The organism is Allobosea sp. BH3 (genome assembly GCF_025499465.1).
Lineage (GTDB): Bacteria > Pseudomonadota > Alphaproteobacteria > Rhizobiales > Beijerinckiaceae > Allobosea.
This window is the reverse complement of the sequence record NZ_JAIMCA010000007.1, coordinates 127,589-150,593: the sequence shown is the minus strand read 5'-3', so window position 1 is coordinate 150,593 and position 23,005 is coordinate 127,589. Positions and strand designations below refer to the sequence as shown.

Sequence of the window (23,005 nt, the reverse complement as noted above, 5' to 3'; positions counted from 1 at the left end):
TCACGCCGGCGGAATGAGCGTCACGCCCGAGCCTGCGAAGGACACAGCCACGGGCAGGCCCGCTTCCAGCATATCGCGCGCGCCATATTGCACGACGAAAAGCTCGCCCACCTCCGTCTCGACCATGATGTCGAGGTGATTGCCGAGATAGGCGCATTTGCGGATCGTGCCCGGGAGCGATCCGCCCTGCCCCGCCGCGCCGAGCAGCAGCGCTTCCGGCCGGATCGCGACGCGGGCAGCGCCCGGCTGCAGCCCGCGCGCCGGCAGCGAGATGGTCGCCGAGCCGATGCCGACATCGGCCTGGCCTTCGGTGACCTTCCGCACCGTGACATCGACCAGGTTGGCATCGCCGATGAAGTCCGCCACGAAGGCATTGGCGGGCTGTTCGTAGAGGTCCCGCGGCGCGCCCTCCTGAGCAATCCGCGCATTGGACATCACGATGATGCGGTCGGAGACGGCCAGGGCCTCCTCCTGATCGTGGGTGACATAGGCCACGGTCAGGTTGAGCTCCTGCTGCAGCTCGCGGATCTCCTCGCGCACGCGCCGGCGCAGTTTGGCGTCGAGATTGGAGAGCGGCTCGTCGAACAGCAGCACCTGCGGTTCAAGCACCAGCGCGCGCGCCACCGCGACGCGCTGCTGCTGGCCGCCGGAAAGCTCGGAAGGATAGCGCTTCTCGAAGCCCTTGAGGCCCACGAGCGCGAGCTTGTCCAAAGCCATCCGCGCCGCCTCCTCCTTGCCGAGCCCCTTGACGGTCGGGCCATAGGCCGCGTTCTCCAGCACGCTCATGTGCGGGAAGAGCGCATAGGACTGGAAGACCATGGAGACGTCGCGGTCGGCGGCGGAGAGCTTCGTCACGTCCTTGCCACCGATCAGGATCTGGCCCTCGCTGGCGATCTCGAGCCCTGCGATCATGCGCAGCGTCGTAGTCTTGCCGCAGCCGGAGGGGCCGAGCAGCGTGACGAGCTTTCCCGCCTCGATGGTGAAGCTGACATTGTCGACCGCCGTGACCGCACCGTAGCGCATCGAGACGTTGCGGAATTCGACGGATGCGGGCCCGACCTTCGTCAACTCGCTGCTCCTTGGGTGATGGGGTCGGAAACGGAACTGGAGAGCGCCACGACCTTGCGCCTGCCGAGCTTGCGCTCACCGACAGTGAACTGGATGAGCGCGATGCCGAGCGTCATGAACACGATCAGCACCGAGGAATAGGCGATGGCGAGGCCGAACTCGCCCGCCTCCACGCGTCCGACGATATAGGCGGTGGAGAGGTTGTATTCGGCCGAAACCAGGAAGATCACGGCGCTGACCGCCGTCATCGAGCGCACGAAGGAATAGACCAGCGCCGAAACCAGCGCGGGCTTCAGCAGCGGCAGCACCACCCGCCGGAGCGTGGTGAAGCTGCGGGCACGTAGCGTCGTCGAGGCCTCGTCCAGGCTCCGGTCGATCTGCGACAGCCCGGCGATGCCGGAGCGCACGCCGACCGGCATGTTGCGGAACACGAAGGCGATGACGAGGATCAGCCCCGTCCCGGTGATCTCGATCGGCGGCACGTTGAAGGCGAGGATATAGGCGACGCCCAGCACCGTGCCCGGAATCGCGAAGGAGAGCATCGTCGCGAATTCCAGCATGCCGCGGCCGCGGAAGCGCTGGCGGGTCAGCAGATAGGCGGTCAGCAGGCCGATCAGCGCCGTCAGCGGCGCCGAGATCGCAGCCACCTTCACCGTGGTGAAGAAGGACGGCCAGGCCGAGCCCTCGAAATAGATGCCGTTGCTGAAGTCGACGGCGAAGCCGGTGCGGTAATGCTCCAGCGTCGGCCGGTAATCGCGGCCCATGTTGCGGACGAAGCCGCCGACGATGATGACGATGTAGATGACGACGGTCAGCGCCACCCAGGGCACGATCACGGCCGCCGAGAGCCAGGTGATGCGCCTCGGCAGCGGCGTCGGCAGGCCGGCGTCGCCCTTGCCGGTGACGGTCGTGTAGGATTTGTCGCCGAGCCAGCGCTGCTGCACCCAGAACGCCCCCAGCGTGAAGGCGAGCAGGATGATGGCGAGCACCGCCGCCTGCCCCTGATTGTAGGAGGCGCCGACGACCGCGAAGAAGATCTTGGTGGAGAGCACTTCGAAATTGCCGCCCAGCACCAGCGGATTGCCGAAATCGGCCATGCTCTCGACGAAGCCGAGCAGGAAGGCGTTGGCGATGCCGGGCTTGAGCAGCGGCCAGGTCACGGTGCGGAAGGTCTGCCAGCGCTTGGCGCCGAGCGTCTGCGACGCCTCTTCGAGGCTGGGCGAGATGCCCTGCACCACGCCGATCAACACGAGGAAGGCGATCGGTGCGAAGGCCAGCACCTGCGCCAGCAGCACGCCCGGCAATCCGTAGAGCCAGCGCGAGCGCGGGACCCCGAACCATTCGTAGAGCAGCGTCGAGACGGCACCCGCCCGGCCGAAGAGCAGGATCAGCGCCAGCCCGATGACGAAGGGCGGCGTGATGATCGGCAGCACCGTCAACGCGCGCATGACGCGCTTGCCGGGCATGCCGGTGCGCAGGATCAAAAGCGCGCAGGCCAGGCCTAGCAGCGTGGTGATGACGCCGCAGAGCACAGCCAGTACCAGCGTATTCCAGGCGACGCCGCAATTGGTGCCGCTGGTGATGCAGCCCAAGCCCCAGATCGAGGAATCGAGGAAGCGCTCGACGAAGGCCATGGGTGCCAGCGCGCCGGTCTGGTCGACGAGCGCGCTCTTCAGGATGATCGCGACCGGGAAGAAGATGAAGAGGCCGATCAGCAGGATGACGACGCCGATCGTTGAGGTGGTGAAGAGATCGCCCCGGCAGACCCCGCGATAGGCGAGGCCATGGCAGAGCAGCAGCAGCAGCGAAACCAGCGTGACGAAGGCGCCGCCGCCGATGCCGCGCTGCGCCGCGCCCGCCCCGCCGAGCAGGGCGGCGAGCCAGCCGATGCCCTGATCCTTGAGCACGATGGCGAAGGCCTGCGCGAAGAACAGCGCCATGCCGAGTAAACCGGCCCAGACGAGTACGCCTGCGACGCGCTGGCGATCTTGGTTGCCTATCACGGCCGTCGCCGCGGCCAACGCGGCACCGACCGGCAGCAGCCAGGGCGCCTGCCCCGAGAGGCCGAGCGCGAGCGCGCTGCCGGCCTTGCCGAAGGGATATTCGGCAAGCCAGCCCAGGCTCGTCAGGCTCATGCCCTCGACGAGATACCACGGCATCAGCGCATAGCCGATCCAGCCGATCAGCAGCGCAAGCCTCGTCGCCGGTGCCATCCTCGTTCCGCCCTCACCCTGATCTATGCCGCCGGTTCGAGCCGACTGTTATCGTTTGAATGTCGCCTGCAGCCCCGCCGTCGTCATCCCGGACGCACCGAAGCGGAGATCGGGATCCATGCCGGAACGTGTCCGGCGGAAGTTCAGGCATGGCTCCCGGGTCAAGCCCGGAATGACGGCGTGTTTCCGAGATCGTCCAGAAACACGCCGGAAGACGCAGCCTTACTTCGGCAGCGCCTTGACCTCCTTGTCCCACTTGGCGAGCAGGCGGGTACGCTCGGCCGAGGAGCCGTATTTCACGAAGTCGTAGTTGATCAGCTTCATCTGATCCATCTTCGGAGACTGCGCCGGCACCGGCGAGGCCTTGTTCGACGGAACCTGATAGGACTTGGCCGGCGCGGCGAGCGCCTGGGCGGCCGGGGTCAGGGCCCAGTCGTAGAACTTCTTCGCGTTGTCGAGATTGCGCGCGCCCTTGACGATCGACATCGAGCCGATCTCGTAGCCCGTGCCCTCGCAGGGCGCGACCGGCTTGATCGGGTCGCCCTGCACGGCGAACACCACCGCATCATGGATGAAGACGATGCCGACGGCGGTCTCGCCGAGGCTCGCTGCCTTGGCTGGCGCGGCGCCCGACTTCGTATACTGGCTGACGTTCTTGTGGAGCTGCTTCAGATAGTCGAAGCCCTTCTCCTCTCCCATCAGCTGGATGACGGTGGCCAGCAGGTTGTAGGCGGTGCCAGACGAGTTGGGATCGGCGACCTGCACGTCGTCCTTCAGCTTTGCATTCAGCAGGTCCGCCCAGCATTTCGGCTCGGGGATGCCCTTCGCCTTGATCTGCTCGGTGTTGAAGCCGAAGCCCAGCGCGCCCGCATAGATGCCGATGGAGCGCTGCTTGGCCGCCTTCCACTGGTCCAGTGCCCAGGGATGCAGCTCGGCATTCTTCGGCGATTCATATTCCTGCGTCAGGCCTTCTTCCGCCGCCTGCAGATGAGGGTCGCCGGTGCCGCCCCACCAGATGTCACCGCGCGGATTCGAGGATTCAGCCTTGAGCTGGGCATAGATCTCGCCCGCCGATTTGCGGGTCATCGCGACCTTGATCCCGGTCTCCTTCTCGAAGGCCGTCGACATGGCGCGGCACCATTCCTCCTGCACGCCGCAATACATCACGAGCGAGCCCTGCGCGCGGGCCGGCGCGGCAGCAAAGGCAGCAGTAGCGACCGCTGCAAACAGCCCCGCCCGGAGCCAGGATTTCGAATGCATCTGAACCTCCCTGATATTTCCGTTTTTTATGTTCTGGCACGAAGCGGGCTTCCGCTGACGCGGTGCTCCGTCTTGGCTACGGGATAGCACGGATCGTGCTGGCCGGCGCGGCTGCGAATCGTTGGCTAAGGAACCGGCTTCCGGCAGCGCGACGACCTCCCCTGAACCGTGGCATATTTTTTTTATTCAGCCACCTTGTTGGAATAGGAATTCCATTATTGGAATGGCAAGTCAAGACGACGCCCCTGCCCCGCCGAGCAGCGAACGCGTAATCCAGCAGTCCGCAACCGCCCGCATTGTGTAGCGTGTCGATGTCGCGCCGACGACCGAGGCCATCGTCATTCCGGCGGGATCGTCAGAGCGCGAGCGTCAGCGTCCCTCTCGCCCTCGAGACGCAAGGCACGACCCGGTGCGAACGCTCCGCGAGCTGGAGCACGGCATCGCGGTGGATGACGTCGCCGGCCGAATAGTCGCAGATGCAGGAACCGCAGATGCCAGTCTCGCAGGAGGTCCGCATCGGCACGCCATGGGCCTGTAGCACCGCAAGCAGCGTCGACGAGGCCGGCACATGCAGCCGCTGCCCGGTCGAGGACAGCTCGACCTCGAAATCCTCGGGAATGAAATCCTCATCCCGCAGCGCCTGGAACTTCTCGGCGTGGATCTGCTCGGGCGACCAGCCAAGGCTGAGCGCATGCGCCGTGAGATCGTCGATCAGGCCGAGCGGCCCGCAGGCATAGAGATGCTCCTCGTCACGCGGAGCCTCGATCGCAGCGGCCGTGAAGCGCCGGCCATCCTCCGAGAACCAGCAGCTCAGGCGCTCACCGCAGATGTCGCGCAGTTCTTCAAGCAGCGGAGCGGTTGGAGCACTCCGGGCACAGTAGTGGACACGGAACGAGGCGCCCGCCGCCGCGAGCGAGCGCGCCATGGCGAGGATGGGGGTCACGCCGATCCCGCCTGCGACGAGCAGGTGGTGCGAGGCTGTCTCCGCGAGCGCGAAATTGTTGCGGGGCGCCGAAACATGCGCGAGCGCCCCTTCGACAAGGCTCTCCTGAATCCAGGCCGACCCGCCGCGCCCCGCCTCCTCGCGCTTGACCGCGATCGTGTAGCTGCCGCGCTCGGCAGGGTCGCCGCAGAGCGAGTATTGCCGGACCTTGCCGTCCGGCAGCACCAGGTCGACATGGGCGCCGGCCGTCCAGGCCGGCAGTTGCGGCCGGCTCGGGTGAACGAGCCGCAGCAGCAGTGTGTCGTCGGTGATGAAACGCGCCTCGGCGACGCGCAGCTTCATGATGAGGCGCGCGGACATGCGCCGTCAGTCCAGCAGCTCGATGGTATCGCCCGGGCGGATCACGCCGCCGCTCTCGATGCCGGCATTCAGGCCCGATCGGTTGTAGAGCGGCAGGAAGACCGGCAGGCCGAGCAGTTCCTCCAGATACTTGCAGGGAAAGTTCAGCCTCCCGCCCCGGAATACGACCTCCCCAACCCGGAAGCGCCGGCCGACGAGATGGTTCAGCGGCACGCCTTTCACGGTGAGGTTGCGCCGATGGTCGACCGGCAGCAGCGTGATCGGCCCCTCTTGCAGCGGCGGATCGTTGCGGGCGAGCGCGTCGAGCGCCTCCTGCTCGATCAGCGTGACCTCGCGCACGTCGGGGCGCTTCGAGTAGCTGCCGGTGCCTTCATAGTAGCGGTCTCCGACGATGCCGCGCCCGGCGACGCATTGCGCCTCGGTGAGCTCCTCCATCTCGAAGCTGGCGGCCGGGGCGATGTGGATGTGCAGCAGCGTCCCACGCCAGCCGAGCGCACCGCCGGGCGTTTCGCGGGCGATCTTGCCTACGGGATGGTCGAAGGCCGCGATATGTTCGGGCGTAGCCGCCGTCCGGGTCTGCGTGTCGAGGGTCGACATGTCTTTTTCTCCGCGAGGCGATGGCCGGCATCGATGCCGGCCATCGCATTTTCGATAGCCTACGTCAGTTCATTTCCTTGCCGGCCGTCTCTGGCGCCAGCACCGTGGCGACGAAGGTCAACAGCGCGAGCGCGATCAGGTAGAGCGAGATCGGCCAGGTCGCGCCGCCCGACCAGGCCATGAAACTCGCCGCCGCGAAGGGCGTGAGCCCGCCGCTCAGCGCCGCGCCGATCTGGAAGCCCAGCGAAGCACCGCTGTAGCGCAGCCGCGCCGAGAACAGCTCCGAATACCAGGGCGCGCCGATGCCGAAGCCGACCATCTGTCCGAAGGTGATCGCCGCGACGATCGTCCAGGTGATGATGGTCGGGTCCTTGGTGTCGAGCAGCCAGAACATCGGATAGGCGAAGGCCATCGAGAACAGGCAGCTCGCATAGAACATCGGCTTGCGGCCGACCTTGTCGGAAAGCCAGCCGAAGAACGGGATCGCCCCGAGCGCCACCACGGCCGAAAGGAAGATCGCGTTCAGGACCAGCGAGCGCGGCAGGCCGAGCGTACCGGTGACGTAAGCGATGACGAAGACGCCGCCGATGCTGGCATAGGCGATCTCGGAAAGCTTGAGGCCGACCGCGGTCAGGAATGGGCGGCGATAGGTCGTCAGCACCTCGACCAGCGGCAGCTTCGCCACCTCCTTGCGCGCCTCGAGCTGGCGGAAGGCCGGCGTCTCGTCCAGCTGCATGCGGATGAACAGGCCGACCGCGACGAGGAGGATGCTGATCAGGAACGGGATGCGCCAGCCCCAGGACAGGAAGGCGGGCTCGGGCAGCTGGGTCAGCAGCGCGAACATGCCGATCGCCGCGAGGTTGCCGATGGGATTGCCGATCTGCACCATCGAGCCGAGCAGGCCGCGCTTTTTCGCCGGCGCGTTCTCGACCACCATCAGCACCGCCCCGCCCCATTCGCCGCCGAGCCCGATGCCCTGCAGAAAGCGCAACGCGACGAGCAGGATCGGCGCGGCGACGCCGATCTGCTCATAGGTCGGCAGCAACCCGATGAGGAAGGTGCCAAGACCCATGATGATGATCGTCAGCGAGAGCATCGCCTTGCGGCCGAGGCGGTCGCCATAGTGCCCGAAGATCGCCGCGCCCAGCGGCCGGGCCAGAAAGCCGATCGCATAGGTGCCGAATGCCGCGATCGTACCGATCGCCGGATCGACGGACGGGAAAAACAGCTTGTTGAAGACGAGCGCGCTCGCCGTCCCGTAAATCAGGAAGTCGTACCATTCGACCGCCGTCCCCACGACGCTCGACGTCACGATCTTCCGCATCTGCCTCGCCTGCTCGGAAACGGCTCCGGGCACCGACAGTCCTTCGGCTGTGCTCATCTCGACCTCCACCTGGCTTGCGCAGGCCGTGCCGTCTCCCCTGTGACGGCTTCCCTCGGCACTGCAGACAGGCTCCAAGGCGATAATGTTTACTGACAGAAATCAACCGCAGACACGCCCGAAAATCAAGCGCTTGCTGCCTCATCTACGCCGCATCGGCGCGATTCAGATCAAACTCCAGGTTTCTTTGACGAAATTTTCGTCATTCCCGCAGGAATACAACGAAGCGAATGTTTACCAACAGTCGCTATCGACGCCGTTGCGGGCAGCCGGGCGCGCAGGCATATATTGCGGCTCAAGAAACGGGGCAGACGGTGAAGCCGGTTTACAAGGACGAGCGGATCGGCGCGAACCTCAAGGAGGCGCGCCAGGCCCGGGAGCTGACGCTCGATAAACTCGCTGCCCTCAGCGGATTGACGCGCGGCTATCTTTCGCTCGTCGAGCGCGGCTTGAAGACTCCCTCCATCGCCGCGCTGGTCCGCATTGCCGATGCGCTGGAGCTGAACGTCGCGCAGCTCTTCAACCGCGATTCAGCCCCGGCGCCTCAATATTCGCTCTATCGCCATGACCAGGACGATCCGCCCTCGCCCGGCTATGGCGGCTTCTGGCTCTCGCCGCTCGCGGCTAGCCGGACAGGCAAGATCATGGAGCCCTTCATCATGCAGCCGCCCTTCAAGTCGGCGGCACGGGCGAGCCATGCCGGCGAGGAGATGCTCTATGTCCTCAGCGGCCAGATCGGCATCCGGATGAACGGCGAGGAGATCCTGCTCAACCAGGGCGACTGCCTCTATTTCTCGTCGGATTCCCAGCACGAAGTCCGCAGCATCGGCAGCCGGAAAGCGCAGGCGCTGGTGGTGATCGCCGCACCCCACGATTAGGCGCTGCACTCATGATGGGCAGGCGCCGCCACCCTTGCAGGCGGATGGAGGCACTGCATCGTTGAGCGCCCGGATCACAGCTTCGTATGGTTCTTGCAACCGAGCGTAGAATCCCGTTGGTCGGCCTTCCCGCTCCAGCTTCCCTTCGTCAGTATCCGACCTGGAGAAGCGAACATGGGCATGGCCAGTTCATCCATGTTCGGCGAGCGCGGCCCTGATGGGGCTTCCGGCTTCTCCCGTCGCGAGCTCGTCACGGCGATGCCGGCACTTGCCGCTGTCGCCCTGCTGTCAACCGATGCGCTCGCGCAGAGCGGATCGACCCGTCACCCAATTTTGAAGGAGAGAGCAAAATGACCAGCGGTTTCGTGAAGACCAAGGACGGCGTCGAGATCTTCTACAAGGATTGGGGGCCGAAGGACGCCCAGCCGATCGTGTTCCACCATGGCTGGCCGCTGTCCTCCGATGACTGGGACGGGCAGATGCTGTTCTTCCTCGGCCATGGCTATCGCGTCGTCGCCACCGACCGGCGCGGTCATGGCCGCTCAACGCAGGTCTGGGACGGCCACGACATGGATCACTACGCCGCCGATGCTTCGGCGGTGTTCGAGCATCTCGACCTCAGGAACAGCGTCCATATCGGCCACTCGACCGGCGGCGGCCAGGTTGCCCGCTATGTCGCCAAGTTCGGCGAGCCGCAGGGCCGCGTCGCCAAGGCCGTGCTGGTCAGCGCCGTGCCGCCGCTCATGGTCAAGACCGCGAGCAATCCCGGCGGCCTGCCGATCGAGGTCTTCGACGGCTTCCGCAAGGCGCTGGCGGACAACCGTGCGCAGTTCTTCCTCGATGTCCCGACCGGGCCGTTCTACGGCTACAACCGGCCGGGCGCGAAGGTCGACGAAGGCGTGATCCGCAACTGGTGGCGTCAGGGCATGATGGGCGGCGCCAAGGCCCATTACGACGGCATCAAGGCTTTCTCGGAGACCGACCAGACCGGGGATCTGAAGGCGATCAGCGTGCCGACGCTGGTCCTCCACGGCGACGACGACCAGATCGTGCCGATCGGCGCCTCTGCGCACGAATCGATCAAGCACCTGAAGAACGGCACGCTCAAGGTCTATCCGGGCTTCCCGCACGGCATGCTGACGACCCACGCCGACGTGCTGAACGCCGACCTGCTCGCCTTCGTGAAGGGCTGACACGCGCTGGCGTTGCAAGCAACCATCGCGTCATCCCGGGTCCAGCCTGGGATGACGTTGCGCTTCGCCGGAAGCCCACAGCCTCCAACTCTGCCCTCGCCCGACGACCGTCAGCCCGCGAAGCTCGGCGGCGTCAGCCCTGCCGGCTTCCCCCGCGGTTGAGCAGCCAGATCAGATAAGGTCCGCCGATCAGAGCGGCGAACAGCCCGACCGGCATCTGATAGGGAAACGCGACCAGACGCGCGAGCCAGTCCGCCAGGATCATCACCCCGCAGCCGATCAGCACGGAAGCGATCAGCTGGTCGCGGCTGCGCGCGAAGCCCGCGAGCCGCGCCATATGCGGGGCGATCAGCCCGATCAGGCTCAGCGGCCCGACGAGCAGCGATGCAACCGCCGTCATCAACGCGGCCAGGCCAGCAAGGCCGATGCGGCTGCCTTGGACTGGCAGACCGAGGCTGCGGCTCGTCGCCTCTCCGAGCGGCAGCATGTCGAGCCAGCGCACCGCGAGCAGCACGGGCGCGATCAACACGACACAGGCGATCAGGCCGGTCCAGGCTTCGATCTCGCCGGCCCGGTTGGTCGATCCCGATAGCCAGACCAGCAGCATGTAGGCGCGCAAATCGCCCTGCGCGAGTGCCGTCGAAACCAGCGCCATGCAGAGTGCGCCCATGGCGATGCCGGCCAGCAGCAGCCGCTGCGGCCCGATGCCCGGACGAGCGGCGAAGAGCAGCATGACGAGGAGCACGGAAAGCGAGCCGACCGCGATGCCTCCCAGCATCGCGAAGGGGCCCGCCGGCAGGAGCGTCAGCGCGAGCAGTAGCCCGACACCGCCGCCGGCGCTGACACCCAGCACCTCGGGCCCCGCGAGCGGATTGGCCGTGAGCCGCTGCATCAGGCAGCCAGCGGCTCCCAGCAGCGCACCGGCCGCCCCTGCGGCGACGAGGCGCGGCCCGCGAAAAGGCAGCAGCTCCGAAAAGAGCGAGCCGGTTGCAAGCTCCCACCCCCCCGGCCCTCGTCCGAGCAGCAGTCCGAGCGCGGCAAGCGCGGCGATGAGCACGGCGATTGGACCGAGAGCGCGGAGCGAGCGCAGCGTCCGGCCGGAGCGCAAGGCCGGGTCGCTCGCCTGCGGCGGCAGAGCCGGTGGAACGCGCCGCATCAGCCAGAGCAGCAAGGGGCCGCCGAACAGGGCGGTCGCGGCGCCGGTCGGCGCGAAATCATTGAAGCCGGAGCCGAGCAGTTGCACGGCACTGTCGGTGATCGAGAGCAGCAGCGCGCCGAGCGTCGGCGCGGCCAGCAGCATCTGCCGCGGCGTGCGCGCGCCGAGCTCGCGCGCCAGCGCCGGTGCGGCAAGGCCGACGAAGCCGATAACGCCAACCTCGGCCGTGACGCTCGCCGCCAGCCAGACGGCGATGCCGAGAACGGCGAAACGTGTCGCATGCAAAGCGAGGCCCAGGCCCCGCGCCACATCCTCGTCGAGCCCGAGCAGCGCGAGCGGCCGCAGCAGCAGCGCCGCGGCGGCGAGGCCGAGCACGAGGCGCGGGCCGAGCGCCAGAACCGCATCCCAACTCTGCTGGTTGAGCGAGCCGGCGCCCCAGATGAACAGCGAGAGCACATATTCGCCCTTGGCGAGGATGACGGCGGCGCTCGCGGCGGCCGCGACCAGCGAAACGACCATGCCTGAAAGAACAACCGTCATCGGGTCGAGCCCGCGCCGCCAGCTCAGCCCAAGGACGAGCGCGACGGCGGCGACACCGCCGACGAGCGCGACGCCCTCGCTGGAAAGCACCATCAGCGCGGGCGCATAGGCCGTCGCGACGGTCAGCGCGAGCTGGGCCCCGGAGGCGATGCCGAGCGTCGAGGCATCGGCGATCGGGTTGCGCAGCACGCGCTGCAGCAGCATGCCGGCCAACCCCAGCGAAGCGCCGCAGATCAGCGCCGTGACGGCGCGCGGAATCAGGCTCTGCCAGAGCAGGATGCTTTCGAGCGTCCGGGCGAGCGCGGGCGAAGCCGGCAGCGGCGGACGCGTCGCTATGACGACGGCGAGGAGAACGGCCGCCATCAGCGCAGCCAGCAGCCAGGCGCCGGGATGGCCGGCGGGGCGCAGGCGCGCGGGCCGGGCGGCGTCAGCCATGCGCGGACCCCGCCTTGAGCAAGGCCTCGGTCAGCAGCCGCGCAAAGCGCCGTGCAGCCGGCAACCCGCCATAGGGATTGATCGAGGCGAGCGGGAGCAGCCGGCCTTCGCGCAAATTGGGCAGCGCATTCCAGAAGGCGCTGCGCGCAAGCGTTTCCATCGCTCCCGGCGGCACGGGCGGGATCAACGCGATGAAGGCGTCCGGCACGCGCGCGAGCGCTTCCAGGCCGATCGGCGCCATTGCGGAATAGCTCGTCTGGTCCACCCAGGCATTGGCGAGGCCGAGCCGCTTCAGCACCTCGCCGAACAGGCTATCGCCTCCGAAGACCCGCATGTGCCGCGCGTCGCCAAGATTAATCGGGATCACCGGGCGCGAGGCATAGGGCTTCAGCTTCTCGCGCAGGCTGGCAAGCTCGGCCTCGGTCTCGGCGATGTAGCGCTCGGCCCGCGCGGCGATGCCGAGCCGCGCGCCGATGCCGCGGGTCATGGCGAGCGCGGGCTCATAGGGCGGCCGTCCGGCGGCATAAACGGAAAAGCTCTCGACCGGCGCGATCCGTCGCAGCCGCGGCTCGGAGCCGACATAGAAGCTCGACGAGAAGATCAACTCCGGTCGCGACAAGAGCAGCAGTTCGAAATTGATCGTGCCGCGCAGGCCGAGATCGGTGACGCTCGCGGGCACCGCCGGCTCGACCGCGACCTCGCGGAACTGCAGCAGCTCCGGCGCCGCGACGGGCGGGGCATCGAGGGCGAGCAGGGTTTCCAGCACCGACCAGTCGACGGTCGCGATACGCAGACCTGCGGCCTGCGCAGGCAGCGGCAGGCCGGCTGCGGCCAAGAGCGCCAGCGCGCTGCGTCGTGTGGGAGATGGCTTGGTAGGGATCATGCTGACTTTAGCATAGCCGAAGGCCGCAGCGCCGGGCCGCGGCCTTCGATAGCGGCGGGTTGCACCGACTACCAGCGGTAGTTCGCCGAGACGGTGACGGTGCGGGCATCGCCGTAGCCGCAGCCGGAATAGCCGTTGCAGCTCTTCACATAGGCCTTGTCGAACAGGTTGGTGACGTTCACCGCCATACCCCAGTTGCCGATCTGGTAGCGGATCGCGGCATCGACCAGCGTCGCGGACGGCACCTTCAGCGTGTTCTCGGCATCGGCGAAGGAACGGCCGACATAGCGGACGCCCGCACCGAGCCCGACGCCTTTGAAGAAGCCGTCCGGCACGGTGTAGTCGAGCCAGCCCGAAGCCATCACCTCCGGAACGACGATGGGCGTCTTGTCGACCAGCGCCGGGCGCATGTCCTTGGTCGTCTTCAGATCGAAGGCGGTGAAGGAGGCGAGCAGCTTCAGATCCTTGGTGATGTTGGCCTTGGCCTCGAACTCGAAGCCGCGCGAGGTCACTTCGCCGAGCTGGTTCTGGGCGAAGGGGTTGATCACGGTCGGCGCCGGGTTCAGCACGTTCTGCTTGGTCAGGTGGAAGAACGAGGCCGTGAACAGCGCGTCCATGAAGGTTGGTTTGTACTTCACGCCCGCCTCGAACTGCCGCCCCTCTTCCGGGCGGAAGGGCTGGGCCGCGCCGCCCGTGAGGTTCGGATTCGCATCGAACACAGGATTGAAGAACGTCGCCGCGCTGACATAGGGTGTGAGCCCGCTGGCGAACTCGTAGCCGAGGCCGGCGCGCCCGCTCCAGGCGGCCTCCTTCTTCTCGTAGCTCGGCGAGAACAGCAGCCCCGGCGCGCTGACCGACTTCTTGTCGACATAGTCGTAGCGGCCGTTCAGCGTCAGCAGCCAGCCGCCACCGAAGCGGATCTGGTCCTGCGCGTAGAAGCCGAGCTGATGGTGCTTGAGGTCCTGGTCGAGATAGACCCCGGGCAGGCCCTGCGGCGCGCCATAGACCGGGTTGGTGACGCTGATCGGCGTCGCGCCGCCCGAGGCCTGGGTGTGATCGATATTGAAGTACTTGTAGTCGACGCCGAACAGCAGCGAATGCTGCAGCGGCCCGGTGTCGACCTTGCCGTCGACGCGATTGTCGACCGTGAAGGTCTGGACCCGCGTCCGCTCCTGGAAGCCGATACGGTAAAGCTGATAATCGGGGCCGAGCGGCTGGAAACGATTGCCGAAGAGCGCATCCGGCCCGAAATAGCCATAGCCATACGGCCCGAGCTGCGAGCCCGTCATCACGCCGTAGCGCAGGTTCTGCGTGAAGTTCCAGTTGTTGGCCAACTGGTGCTGGAACTCATAGCCGAGCAGCGTCTGGGTGCGCTCCTGATCGTCGATGGCCGGCTCGCCATAGAAGGCCTTGCGGGGGATCTTGCCGAAGGGCGCGTTCACCACCGTGCCGACATAAGGCAGGAAGCCACCGCCGACGTGGACCTGGTCGAGCGCCGCATACATGCCGTAGGCGGTGAAGCGGGTCGCGCCCGTGGGCTGATAGGTGATCTGCGGCATGATCACGCCGCGGAAATCCTTGGAATAATCGGTGTACTGGTCGCCGCCGGAGATCTTGCCGGTCAGGCGCGTGCTCCAGACGCCCGCCTTGTCGCTGACGCCGATGTCGAAGGCGCTATAGGCATTGCCGAAATTGTTGATGCCGGCCTCGACGAATCCGAAATTCTTGCCGTTGGGGCGCTTGCTAACGAGGTTGATGATGCCGCCCGGATTGGCGCCGCCATAGAGCACCGAGGCCGGACCTTTCAGCACCTCGACGCGCTCCAGCAGGAACGGATCGATCTGGAAGCCGCCGAAGCCGTAGGAATAGAGCTGCAGCCCATCCATGAAGACGCCGGTCTGTGTCGCCTGGAAGCCGCGGATGAAGAACCAGTCCGTATCGGGATCGGGGCCGAAGGTCTGGGCGGCCACGCCGGCGGTATAGCGCAGCGCCTCGTCGACCTTGAGCGCCTTGCGGTCGTCGATCTCCTCGCGCCCGACGACGGAAACCGCCTGCGGAATCGCAATGATCGGCGTGTTGTCCTTCGAGCCGGTGGCCGAGCGCGTGGCGACATAGCCGTTAACCGGGCCGGTCGCCGTCTCGGCCTGGCCTTCGACCGTGATCGTATCGAGCTGCACCGTCGGCTGAGGCGAAGTCTGGGAAAACGCCGCCGCACCGTAAAGAAGCGCGGCCGCAGACGCAGTGGAGCAAAGAATAAATTGCATCTTCATGTTACGAACGTAGCACATACTCAGATCAATCCCCAGCCTTGCGTCCTTGATCAGAATTACTCAAATTTAGAATCATTCAAAATGCGAGTAACGCTTTGTTCGATCCCGTATCATCGTTGCGATAATTGGGATTGATCGTTCCTGCCATGCATTGAACGTTCTTGGGCGCGCAGCTATAGTCTTGCCTTCGCGTTGCATTTCGGTCACGCAATGCGGCGCAACCGCCCCGCCATCGGAAGAGGTCAGGATGGGTTTCCAGCCGCGCATGCGTTCGGTTCGCGAAGGCATCAGCGTCATCGGCGCGCTCAAATACCGGGTCTGGAACGGCGTCGTCGCCGATCTCTGGCAGGCTGAATGCCAGGCCGGGGCGAGCGGCGAATACGTTTCAGAACATCCGCGGCTCTTCGTTGTGCTCGACAAGGTCGGCGGCAATTTCGAGACGCGGTTGAACCCTTCGGATCCCGGCATCTCCAGCCGTGGCCGCGTCCATTCGATCAGCTTCATGCCGGCGGGCGTGCCGGTCTGGGGCCGCACGCAGCAGCGCATGCGCATCCGCCATCTCGACCTGCATTTCGACGCGGCCGAGGTGAGCGAGCGGCTCGGCGAGGCCTTGTCTCCTGAGTTGCTGATGCAGCCGCGCATCATGTTCTCGAACGAGCGCATCCAGACACTGGCCCGGCTGATCGCCGGCGAATGCGCCGAGCCTCATGCCCGGCACGATCTCTATGGCGACGGGCTGGTGCTAGCGGTGCTGATCGACCTCTTCGGCGTGCGCGGCAGCGCGCCCCGGCGCCGGACGCCGCTGTCCAGCGCTCAGATCAAGGCCGCGACCGACTATATCGTCGAGCACGCCGCCGGCACGATCCGCCTGCAGAACCTCGCCGAGCTCGTCGGCATGTCGCAGTCCCATTTCAGCCACGCCTTCAAGGCCTCGACCGGCCTGCCGCCGCATCAATGGCAGCTCAAGGCCAGGATCGAACGCGGCCAGCGCCTGCTCGCGGCGGGCGACCGGCCGCTGACCGAGATCGCGGCGGAGGCCGGCTTCTCCGACCAGGCGCATTTCACGCGGGTCTTCCGGCGCATGGTCGGTGAGACGCCTGCCGCCTGGCGGCGCGGCTCGGCGCTTGTGGGCTGAAGCTGCCGCGCGCCCACTTTCACCCTTCGTCCCTGCGGTGTAGGTCGAAGAAACGCTGACGATGCTCAGCGGACCCGAAGGCGAGTCATCATGGAAAGCACGGCCCCTGCACTTCCGGCCGGAAATGGCCCGCTGGCGGCGCCAGCCCTTTCGCTGGCGCGGGCAGATGCGGCCGGCCAAGCCGATCTTTTCGAACTGGAGGGCGCTTCCTTCAGCGTGCCCGGTCGCGATCTGCTCGCGCCCCTCTCCTTGTCCCTGCCCGCACGCCGCGTGATCGGTCTCATCGGCCATAATGGCTCCGGCAAGTCGACGCTGCTCAAGCTGATGGCCCGCCAGCAGCCCGCCTCGGGCGGCACGATCCGCTTCGAGGGCAAGGCACTGAACGACTGGAGCGGCCGCGCCTTCGCGCGCAAGGTCGCCTATCTGCCGCAGCAGACCCCGCCCTCCTCAGGCATGCTGGTCAAGGAACTGGTCGCGCTCGGTCGCTATCCCTGGCACGGCGCGCTGGGCCGCTTCGGGGCGAAGGACCGCGAGAAGGTCGCGGAAGCCATGGCGCTCACCGATGTCGAGCCCTTCGCCGACCGGCTGGTCGATACCCTCTCCGGCGGCGAGCGCCAGCGCGTCTGGCTCGCGATGCTGGTCGCGCAGGACGCCGAATGCCTGCTCCTCGACGAGCCGACCTCGGCCCTCGACATAGCCCATCAGATCGAGGTGCTCTCGCTGGTGCACCGGCTCTCGGCGGAACGCGGGCTCGGCGTCGTCGTCGTGCTGCATGACGTCAACATGGCCGCGCGCTTCTGCGACGAGATCATCGCGTTGCATTCGGGCAGGATGATCGTCAGGGGAACGCCGGATCAGGTGATGACCTCGCAGCAGCTTGCCCGTATCTACGGCCTCGAGATGAGCGTCCTCGCGCATCCACAGACGCAGCGCCCGATCGCCCTTCCCGCCTGAAGCGCGATCCCGCGGAGACCTTGATGGACCTGATCAAGCGGTTCGCCGCCTATTACCGGCCGCATCGCGGCCTGTTCTTGCTGGACTTTTGCAGCGCGGTCGCGGCCGGCCTGCTGGAGCTCGCCTTTCCTGTCGCCGTGACGCTGTTCATCGACCGGCTCCTGCCGACCGGGGAGCTCGGCCTGATCGCGCTGGCGGCAGCCGGCCTGCTCGTCGCCTATCTGCTCAGCGCCGGGCTGCAGGTGATCGTCGTCTATTGGGGGCACATGCTCGGCATCGGCATCGAGACCGAGATGCGCGCCAAGGCCTTCGACCATCTGCAGAAGCTTTCCTTCGGCTTCTTCGACAACCAGAAGACCGGCCACCTCGTCGCGAGGCTGACCAAGGACCTCGAGGAGATCGGAGAGGTCGCCCATCACGGCCCGGAGGACCTGTTCATCGCGATCATGACCCTGATCGGCGCCTTCGCGCTGATGCTGTGGGTGCATCCTCAACTCGCCGTCGTGACCGCGCTCGTCGTACCGCTCACGGCCTTCGTCACCATCCGCTACGGCAGCCGCATGACCACGAACTGGCACGCGCTCTACCGCAGCGTCGGCGATTTCAATGCCCGCATCGAGGAGAATGTCGGCGGCATCCGCGTGGTCCAGGCCTTCGCCAACGAGGACCATGAGCGCCGGCTCTTCGCCGAGAGTAACCGCAATTACCGCGACACCAAGCTCGCCGCCTACAAGCTGATGGCCGCCTCGACCTCGCTCTCCTATCTCTCGATGCGCTTCGTACAGGTCGTCGTGATGCTGGCGGGCGGCTGGTTCGTCGTGCGCGGCGAGCTTTCAGCGGGCGGATTCGTCGGCTTCCTGCTGCTGGTGGGCGTGTTTTTCCGCCCGGTCGACAAGATCAACGCCGTCATCGAGAGCTATCCGAAGGGGATCGCCGGCTTCCAGCGCTACCTCGCCTTCCTGGCGACGCGTCCCGACATCGCCGACCGGCCCGGTGCCGCCGAGATGACGCGGCTCAGGGGCGACATCGCCTATCGCGACGTGCGCTTCGGCTACAGCCCGGACCGGCCGGTAGTCGCCGGGCTCGATCTCGGCATCACGGCCGGCGAGACGATCGCCTTCGTCGGCCCCTCCGGCGCCGGCAAGACGACCGTGTGCTCGCTGCTGCCGCGCTTCTACGAGGTCTCCGGCGGCGCGATCCTGATCGACGGCATCGACATCCGCGACATGACGCTGAAGTCGCTGCGCTCGAATATCGGCATCGTGCAGCAGGACGTGTTCCTGTTCGCCGGCACCATCCGCGAGAACATCGCCTATGGCCGGCTCGACGCCTCCGACGAGGCGATCCGGGAGGCGGCCAAGCGCGCCCGGCTCGACGGCGTCATCGCGGCCCTGCCCGAAGGGCTCGATACGGTCATCGGCGAGCGCGGGGTCAAGCTCTCCGGCGGCCAGAAGCAGCGGCTCGCCATCGCCCGCATCTTCCTGAAGAACCCGCCGATCCTGATCCTTGACGAGGCCACCTCCGCGCTGGACACGGAGACCGAGAAGGCGATCCAGCAATCGCTGACGGAACTCTCGCAGGGGCGGACCACGCTCGTCATCGCCCACCGGCTGGCGACCATCGCCAATGCGGACCGGATCGTCGTCGTCGAGAACGGGAAGGTCGTCGAGCAGGGTAGCCACGCCCAGCTTCTGGCCCGCCAGGAAGGCCGCTATCGCAGGCTCCACGCCGCGCAGATGAGCGAAAGCGGGGAGAATGCGCAGAACGCCGTCGCCTGACGCGCTTTGCCTGCAGCGGGCAGCCCGTATCCGCTTCCATGAGCCGGACGCCCGAGCACCATCCGTTTGCTGCGCTTGCGAAGGGGGGCGAAACGGTGGAGTCTCCGCCGGACATTCCCCGCGAAGATCGGCTCCACGGTGCTCTCGACCATTGCCCTTGAATTTCGTCGGCGCATAGCGATCCGACTGCCGGCTCCGGGCCGGCTTCCGTGAAGCGGCTTGACATGACGACGGCCGGCGCAGGCTGGCAGGCACCAGCGGATCCGCGCTCACTGCGCCGCTTCGAGGACGAGCGTTTCCTCACCGGCAAGGGACATTATCAGGACGACGAGGCGATCAGCGGTGCCCTGCATGCGATGGTGCTCCGCTCGCCCCATGCCCATGCCGCGATCCTATCCATCGACGCACAGGCCGCGCTCGAACTGCCGGGAGTCAGCGCGGTCTATACGGCAGCGGAGATCGAGGGCCTCGGCTCCCTGCCCTGCTCGCTGAAGATCGTCGGCCAGCCGCCGCTGATCGTGCCGCCGCGGCCGCCGCTAGCGCGGGGCCATGCCCGGCATGTCGGCGATCCCGTCGCCTTCGTCGTGGCCGAGACAGCCGAAGCCGCGCGCGAGGCCTGCGAGCTGATCGCAGTCGACTACGACATCCTGCCAGCCGTCACGGATCTCGCCGCCGCGGTGGGACCAGACGCGCCCGAGATCTGGCCGGAAGCGCCCGGCAATCTCGCCCTGCGCTATCGCCTCGGCGACGAGGCGGCGGTATCGGCAGCCTTTGAAAAGGCGGCCCATGTCGTGAGCTGCCGGGTCGTCAACAACCGGATCGTGGCCGCAGCCATGGAGCCGCGCGCCGCGCTGGGGCATTTTGATCCGGCGAGCGGGCGCTACCGGCTCTCGCTCAGCGGCGCCTCCGTCCACGACATCCGCCGCGAGCTTGCGGAGGTTCTCGGCATCGCGCCGGAGCGGATCGACGTCGCCTGCCCCGATGTGGGCGGCGGCTTCGGCATGAAGAACGTCACCTATCCCGAATATGCCCTGTTGCTGGTCGCAGCCGAGCGCCTTGGCCGGCCGGTGCGCTGGCTGGCCGACCGCATCGAGGATTTCACCGGCGGTGCCCATTCTCGCGACAATCTGACGACGGGCCGGCTAGCCTTCGACGAGAAGGGGCGCTTCCTGGCGCTCGCCGTCGAGACCATCGCCAATATCGGCGCCTATGTCTCGTCGCTCGGTCCGGGCAGCGCCACGACCGCGCCGACACCCGCCATGGGCGGGCTCTACGACATCCCGGCCATGACCATGGATGTCCGTTGCGCCTTCACCAACACGGCGCCGATCGACGCCTATCGCGGCGCCGGCAAGCCGGAGGCGAACTACCTGATCGAGCGGCTTGTGGAAAAGGCGGCGCAGAAGTTGAGCATCGACTCCGCCAAGCTCCGCAAGCGCAACTTCATCCGGAAATTCCCCTATCGGAAGCCGTTCGGCGCCGTCATCGACTGCGGCAGCTTCAGCGGCAATCTCGACCGCGTCGTCGAGGCCGCCGACCGCGCCGGCTTCCGGCACCGGCGCGCCGAATCCCGCCTCCGCGGCAAGCTGCGCGGCTTCGGCATCGGCTGCTTCCTGGAAACCTCGCGCGGCGGGCCGAACGAGGACGCCTGGCTGAGCTTCCGCCCCGATGGCGGCGTCGACATGGCGGTCGGCACCCAGTCGAACGGCCAGGGCCATGAGACGAGCTTCGCGCAGCTCCTCTCGGCCCAGCTCGGCCTGCCGGTCGAGCGCTTCCGCTTGATCCAGGGCGACACCGCGCTCGTCCCCACCGGCGGCGGCCATGGCGGCGCCCGCTCGCTCCATATGGGCGGCGGCGCGCTGGTTCTGGCGGCTCGTGCGCTGATCGAAACGGCAAAGCCCGCCGCCGCGCAATTGCTGCAGGCCGCGCCCGAGGCCGTCACCTTCGAGGCCGGGCGGTTCCATGCGCCGGGCGCCGGCGAGGTCGATCTCGCCACGGTCGCCCGCCATGTCGCCGAGACGACCGGCCGGCCGCTCGCCAGCCATGGCGCCCATCGCGACGCCCCCATCACCTTCCCGAACGGCGCTCAGACAGCCGAGATCGAGGTCGATCCCGAGACCGGCGCCGTGACGCTGCTGCGCTATGTCGCCGTCGACGACTACGGCACGCTGATCAATCCTCTGCTGACCGAATCCCAGGTCCATGGCGGGCTGGCACAGGGCATCGGCCAGGCGCTGATGGAGGAGGCCCGCTACGACCCCGACAGCGGCCAGCTCCTGAGCGCGACCTTCATGGACTACGCCATGCCACGCGCGGCCGACCTGCCCGGCTTCGAACTCGCGATGGTGGAGCTGCCGACCAATGCCAATCCGCTCGGCGTCAAGGGCGCGGGCCAGGCCGGCTGCATCGGCGCGCCGCAGACCGTGATCCACGCGATCCTCGACGCGCTCCGGCCGCTCGGCGTCACACATATCGACATGCCGGCGACCCCGGAACGGGTCTGGCGCGCGATCCGGGACGCTCAAGCGGCCGGATCAAACGCCTGATAGGCGGACCGCTTCCTGAGCCCACACATCATCTCGGGCACAGCAAAGGGCGCCCAGGAACAGTCGGCCGACGCGTGGTGGGAGCCCGGCGATCGGGGTACCTGAGGCCCAAACTACACAGCTCTTAAGAAGTTGTTTGCAACTCACCGGAATCGGCACCGGCGGGATTGCGTTGCGACCCGCCGGGCCCTTTGCTGACCAAACGCCAAAGGCGGTGTCCCGGCGTCGAGGGGACAGGGGTGGGGTGGCGTCATGATCGGTGACAGGCTGAAGCGTCTGATGAGCGGACGCGGCGAGGAGCAGCATGCGCGGCTGGAGCCGTCCATGCCGCGCGCGCCGGAATACCCAGCCATGTCGCGCACCCCCGAACGTGCTGCCAACGAGCCCGGCGAACCACCGCTCATTACTGTCGCGCCGCAGCCGACCCATGCCCGGCCTAACAGCTCGCATGAGATCGGTCAGCTGATGACCGCGATCAGCGACCAGTCCAACGAGCTCCAGACCGAATTCGCCAAGATCTCGAACTGGTCCGTCCAGCTCGACCTGCTGATGACGCGCACGGCGACGATGCAGCAGGTGCTGCCGAAATTCGTCCAGATGGCGCAGGACCAGGCGGCGCAGATCGAGGAACTCTCCGGCATCCGCAACCAGCAGGATCGCGAGATCTCAGGGCTCAGGATCGAGCTGGAGCATTATCGTCCGCTGGCGATCCGCTACGAGGAGGAGCTGCACCGCAGCCGCGCCTCGCTCGACAAGACGCAGGATCAGCTTTCCGGGCTCGAAACCGAGTACGGCAAGCTGCAGGGGGAGTGTAACGGGCTTCTCCAGAAGCTCTCCGGCTCCGATTCGCGCATCCAGCGGTTGACCGAGGAGCGGCAGGTCGTCGAGCAGAAGCTGCTTGAGAAATCGGCCTCGACGCAGAACCTCTCGCGTGAGGTCGCGATCCTGCGATCGGACCTCGTCGCCTCGAACGGCGAGAACCAGCGCCTGCAGCGGGACCTCTCCTCTCTGACCGAGAAGATGGTCGCCGACCGCGAGGACGCCAACGACGCCGCGAGCGCGGCCCAGGCGCGCATCGTCCACGCCCTGCAGACGATCAAGGAGCTGGAGGCCCAGGCCACCGCCGCCGCGGAACGCGAGCGCAAGCTGACCGAGGATGTCGCCCAGCGCGACAAGAAGCTCTACGACCTCGACATCAAGATCTCGGCGCTGCAGTCGAAGTCCGACTTCCTCACCGGCGTCAACCAGCAGCTGCGCAACGATCTGCGCCACCACATCGACCATGTCGGGACGCTGGAGCACTCCAACCGCCAGCTCATCGAGGCCATGTCGCGCAACCGCCAGGCGATCGAGGCCCGTGCGCCCGACTACGAGGGCGAGCCGAAGCTGAAGGCGGCCTCGGGGCAGGACTGACG

17 protein-coding genes are annotated in these 23,005 nt (G+C 67.0%); 8 read left to right on the top strand and 9 right to left on the bottom strand.

Annotated features, from left to right (window positions below; all coding sequences use genetic code 11):
• From BoBH3_RS23115 to BoBH3_RS23090, 6 genes are all read right to left on the bottom strand, one after another.
• Entirely contained in the window at nucleotides 1–1,068 is a 1,068-nt protein-coding gene (locus BoBH3_RS23115; RefSeq protein ID WP_316045126.1) for an ABC transporter ATP-binding protein, read from the bottom strand.
• Complete coding sequence (locus tag BoBH3_RS23110) at nucleotides 1,065–3,281, bottom strand: ABC transporter permease (RefSeq protein ID WP_262333213.1); 2,217 nt, start codon at nucleotides 3,279–3,281, stop codon at nucleotides 1,065–1,067. Before BoBH3_RS23110 ends, BoBH3_RS23115 begins: the two co-directional genes overlap by 4 nt.
• Before the next feature lie 222 nt (nucleotides 3,282–3,503).
• Nucleotides 3,504–4,541, bottom strand: coding sequence for an ABC transporter substrate-binding protein (locus BoBH3_RS23105; protein ID WP_410050640.1), 1,038 nt, complete (start codon nucleotides 4,539–4,541; stop codon nucleotides 3,504–3,506).
• A 355-nt stretch (nucleotides 4,542–4,896) separates the two neighbouring features.
• Nucleotides 4,897–5,844 carry a PDR/VanB family oxidoreductase gene (locus BoBH3_RS23100; RefSeq protein ID WP_262333212.1) on the bottom strand — a complete coding sequence of 316 codons (948 nt, stop codon included), beginning with the start codon at nucleotides 5,842–5,844 and terminating at the stop codon, nucleotides 4,897–4,899.
• Between the two features lie 6 nt (nucleotides 5,845–5,850).
• Complete coding sequence (locus BoBH3_RS23095) at nucleotides 5,851–6,441, bottom strand: MOSC domain-containing protein (RefSeq protein ID WP_262333211.1); 591 nt, start codon at nucleotides 6,439–6,441, stop codon at nucleotides 5,851–5,853.
• 64 nt (nucleotides 6,442–6,505) lie between these two features.
• A complete protein-coding gene (locus BoBH3_RS23090; protein ID WP_262333210.1) occupies nucleotides 6,506–7,822 on the bottom strand; it encodes an MFS transporter in 1,317 nt (438 codons plus the stop codon).
• A 314-nt stretch (nucleotides 7,823–8,136) separates the two neighbouring features.
• On the opposite strand from BoBH3_RS23090, the gene BoBH3_RS23085 reads away from it, so the two are divergent.
• The 3 genes from BoBH3_RS23085 (at nucleotide 8,137) to BoBH3_RS23075 (ending at nucleotide 9,893) form a co-directional block, all read left to right on the top strand.
• Nucleotides 8,137–8,700, top strand: a complete 564-nt coding sequence (locus BoBH3_RS23085; protein ID WP_262333209.1) for a helix-turn-helix domain-containing protein — start codon at nucleotides 8,137–8,139, stop codon at nucleotides 8,698–8,700.
• 174 nt (nucleotides 8,701–8,874) lie between these two features.
• Nucleotides 8,875–9,054 carry a hypothetical protein gene (locus tag BoBH3_RS23080; protein ID WP_262333208.1) on the top strand — a complete coding sequence of 60 codons (180 nt, stop codon included), beginning with the start codon at nucleotides 8,875–8,877 and terminating at the stop codon, nucleotides 9,052–9,054.
• Nucleotides 9,051–9,893, top strand: coding sequence for an alpha/beta fold hydrolase (locus BoBH3_RS23075; protein WP_262333207.1), 843 nt, complete (start codon nucleotides 9,051–9,053; stop codon nucleotides 9,891–9,893). The genes BoBH3_RS23080 and BoBH3_RS23075 overlap by 4 nt, the downstream gene beginning before the upstream one ends.
• Nucleotides 9,894–10,026: 133 nt before the next feature.
• Here the strand turns inward: BoBH3_RS23075 and fhuB are convergent, their stop codons facing one another.
• The 3 genes from fhuB to BoBH3_RS23060 all read right to left on the bottom strand — a co-directional run bounded on the left by fhuB (nucleotide 10,027) and on the right by BoBH3_RS23060 (nucleotide 15,195).
• On the bottom strand, nucleotides 10,027–12,024 hold the full coding sequence (gene fhuB / locus BoBH3_RS23070) for a Fe(3+)-hydroxamate ABC transporter permease FhuB (protein ID WP_262333206.1): 1,998 nt from the start codon (nucleotides 12,022–12,024) through the stop codon (nucleotides 10,027–10,029).
• A complete protein-coding gene (locus BoBH3_RS23065) occupies nucleotides 12,017–12,907 on the bottom strand; it encodes an ABC transporter substrate-binding protein (RefSeq protein ID WP_262333205.1) in 891 nt (296 codons plus the stop codon). Before BoBH3_RS23065 ends, fhuB begins: the two co-directional genes overlap by 8 nt.
• Nucleotides 12,908–12,975: 68 nt before the next feature.
• On the bottom strand, nucleotides 12,976–15,195 hold the full coding sequence (locus BoBH3_RS23060; RefSeq protein WP_262333204.1) for a TonB-dependent siderophore receptor: 2,220 nt from the start codon (nucleotides 15,193–15,195) through the stop codon (nucleotides 12,976–12,978).
• A 229-nt stretch (nucleotides 15,196–15,424) separates the two neighbouring features.
• Here BoBH3_RS23060 and BoBH3_RS23055 point away from each other — a divergent pair, with 229 nt between their 5' ends.
• The 5 genes from BoBH3_RS23055 (at nucleotide 15,425) to BoBH3_RS23035 (ending at nucleotide 23,003) form a co-directional block, all read left to right on the top strand.
• Complete coding sequence (locus BoBH3_RS23055; protein ID WP_262333203.1) at nucleotides 15,425–16,312, top strand: AraC family transcriptional regulator; 888 nt, start codon at nucleotides 15,425–15,427, stop codon at nucleotides 16,310–16,312.
• Between the two features lie 90 nt (nucleotides 16,313–16,402).
• Nucleotides 16,403–17,266, top strand: a complete 864-nt coding sequence (locus tag BoBH3_RS23050) for an ATP-binding cassette domain-containing protein (RefSeq protein WP_262333202.1) — start codon at nucleotides 16,403–16,405, stop codon at nucleotides 17,264–17,266.
• Nucleotides 17,267–17,289: 23 nt separating this feature from the next.
• Nucleotides 17,290–19,044, top strand: a complete 1,755-nt coding sequence (locus BoBH3_RS23045) for an ABC transporter ATP-binding protein (RefSeq protein WP_410050639.1) — start codon at nucleotides 17,290–17,292, stop codon at nucleotides 19,042–19,044.
• 224 nt (nucleotides 19,045–19,268) lie between these two features.
• Complete coding sequence (locus BoBH3_RS23040; RefSeq protein WP_262333200.1) at nucleotides 19,269–21,590, top strand: xanthine dehydrogenase family protein molybdopterin-binding subunit; 2,322 nt, start codon at nucleotides 19,269–19,271, stop codon at nucleotides 21,588–21,590.
• A 279-nt stretch (nucleotides 21,591–21,869) separates the two neighbouring features.
• Nucleotides 21,870–23,003 carry a coiled-coil domain-containing protein gene (locus BoBH3_RS23035; protein WP_262333199.1) on the top strand — a complete coding sequence of 378 codons (1,134 nt, stop codon included), beginning with the start codon at nucleotides 21,870–21,872 and terminating at the stop codon, nucleotides 23,001–23,003.
• Nucleotides 23,004–23,005: the final 2 nt, after the last annotated feature.

Coding starts and splice junctions, on each gene's coding strand:
- BoBH3_RS23110 (WP_262333213.1), bottom strand. CDS start 3,281: ATGGCACCGGCGACGAGGCTTGCGCTGCTGATCGGCTGGATCGGCTAT.
- BoBH3_RS23105 (WP_410050640.1), bottom strand. CDS start 4,541: ATGCATTCGAAATCCTGGCTCCGGGCGGGGCTGTTTGCAGCGGTCGCT.
- BoBH3_RS23100 (WP_262333212.1), bottom strand. CDS start 5,844: ATGTCCGCGCGCCTCATCATGAAGCTGCGCGTCGCCGAGGCGCGTTTC.
- BoBH3_RS23095 (WP_262333211.1), bottom strand. CDS start 6,441: ATGTCGACCCTCGACACGCAGACCCGGACGGCGGCTACGCCCGAACAT.
- BoBH3_RS23090 (WP_262333210.1), bottom strand. CDS start 7,822: ATGAGCACAGCCGAAGGACTGTCGGTGCCCGGAGCCGTTTCCGAGCAG.
- BoBH3_RS23080 (WP_262333208.1), top strand. CDS start 8,875: ATGGGCATGGCCAGTTCATCCATGTTCGGCGAGCGCGGCCCTGATGGG.
- BoBH3_RS23075 (WP_262333207.1), top strand. CDS start 9,051: ATGACCAGCGGTTTCGTGAAGACCAAGGACGGCGTCGAGATCTTCTAC.
- fhuB (WP_262333206.1), bottom strand. CDS start 12,024: ATGGCTGACGCCGCCCGGCCCGCGCGCCTGCGCCCCGCCGGCCATCCC.
- BoBH3_RS23065 (WP_262333205.1), bottom strand. CDS start 12,907: ATGATCCCTACCAAGCCATCTCCCACACGACGCAGCGCGCTGGCGCTC.
- BoBH3_RS23060 (WP_262333204.1), bottom strand. CDS start 15,195: ATGTGCTACGTTCGTAACATGAAGATGCAATTTATTCTTTGCTCCACT.
- BoBH3_RS23055 (WP_262333203.1), top strand. CDS start 15,425: ATGGGTTTCCAGCCGCGCATGCGTTCGGTTCGCGAAGGCATCAGCGTC.
- BoBH3_RS23050 (WP_262333202.1), top strand. CDS start 16,403: ATGGAAAGCACGGCCCCTGCACTTCCGGCCGGAAATGGCCCGCTGGCG.
- BoBH3_RS23045 (WP_410050639.1), top strand. CDS start 17,290: ATGGACCTGATCAAGCGGTTCGCCGCCTATTACCGGCCGCATCGCGGC.
- BoBH3_RS23040 (WP_262333200.1), top strand. CDS start 19,269: ATGACGACGGCCGGCGCAGGCTGGCAGGCACCAGCGGATCCGCGCTCA.
- BoBH3_RS23035 (WP_262333199.1), top strand. CDS start 21,870: ATGAGCGGACGCGGCGAGGAGCAGCATGCGCGGCTGGAGCCGTCCATG.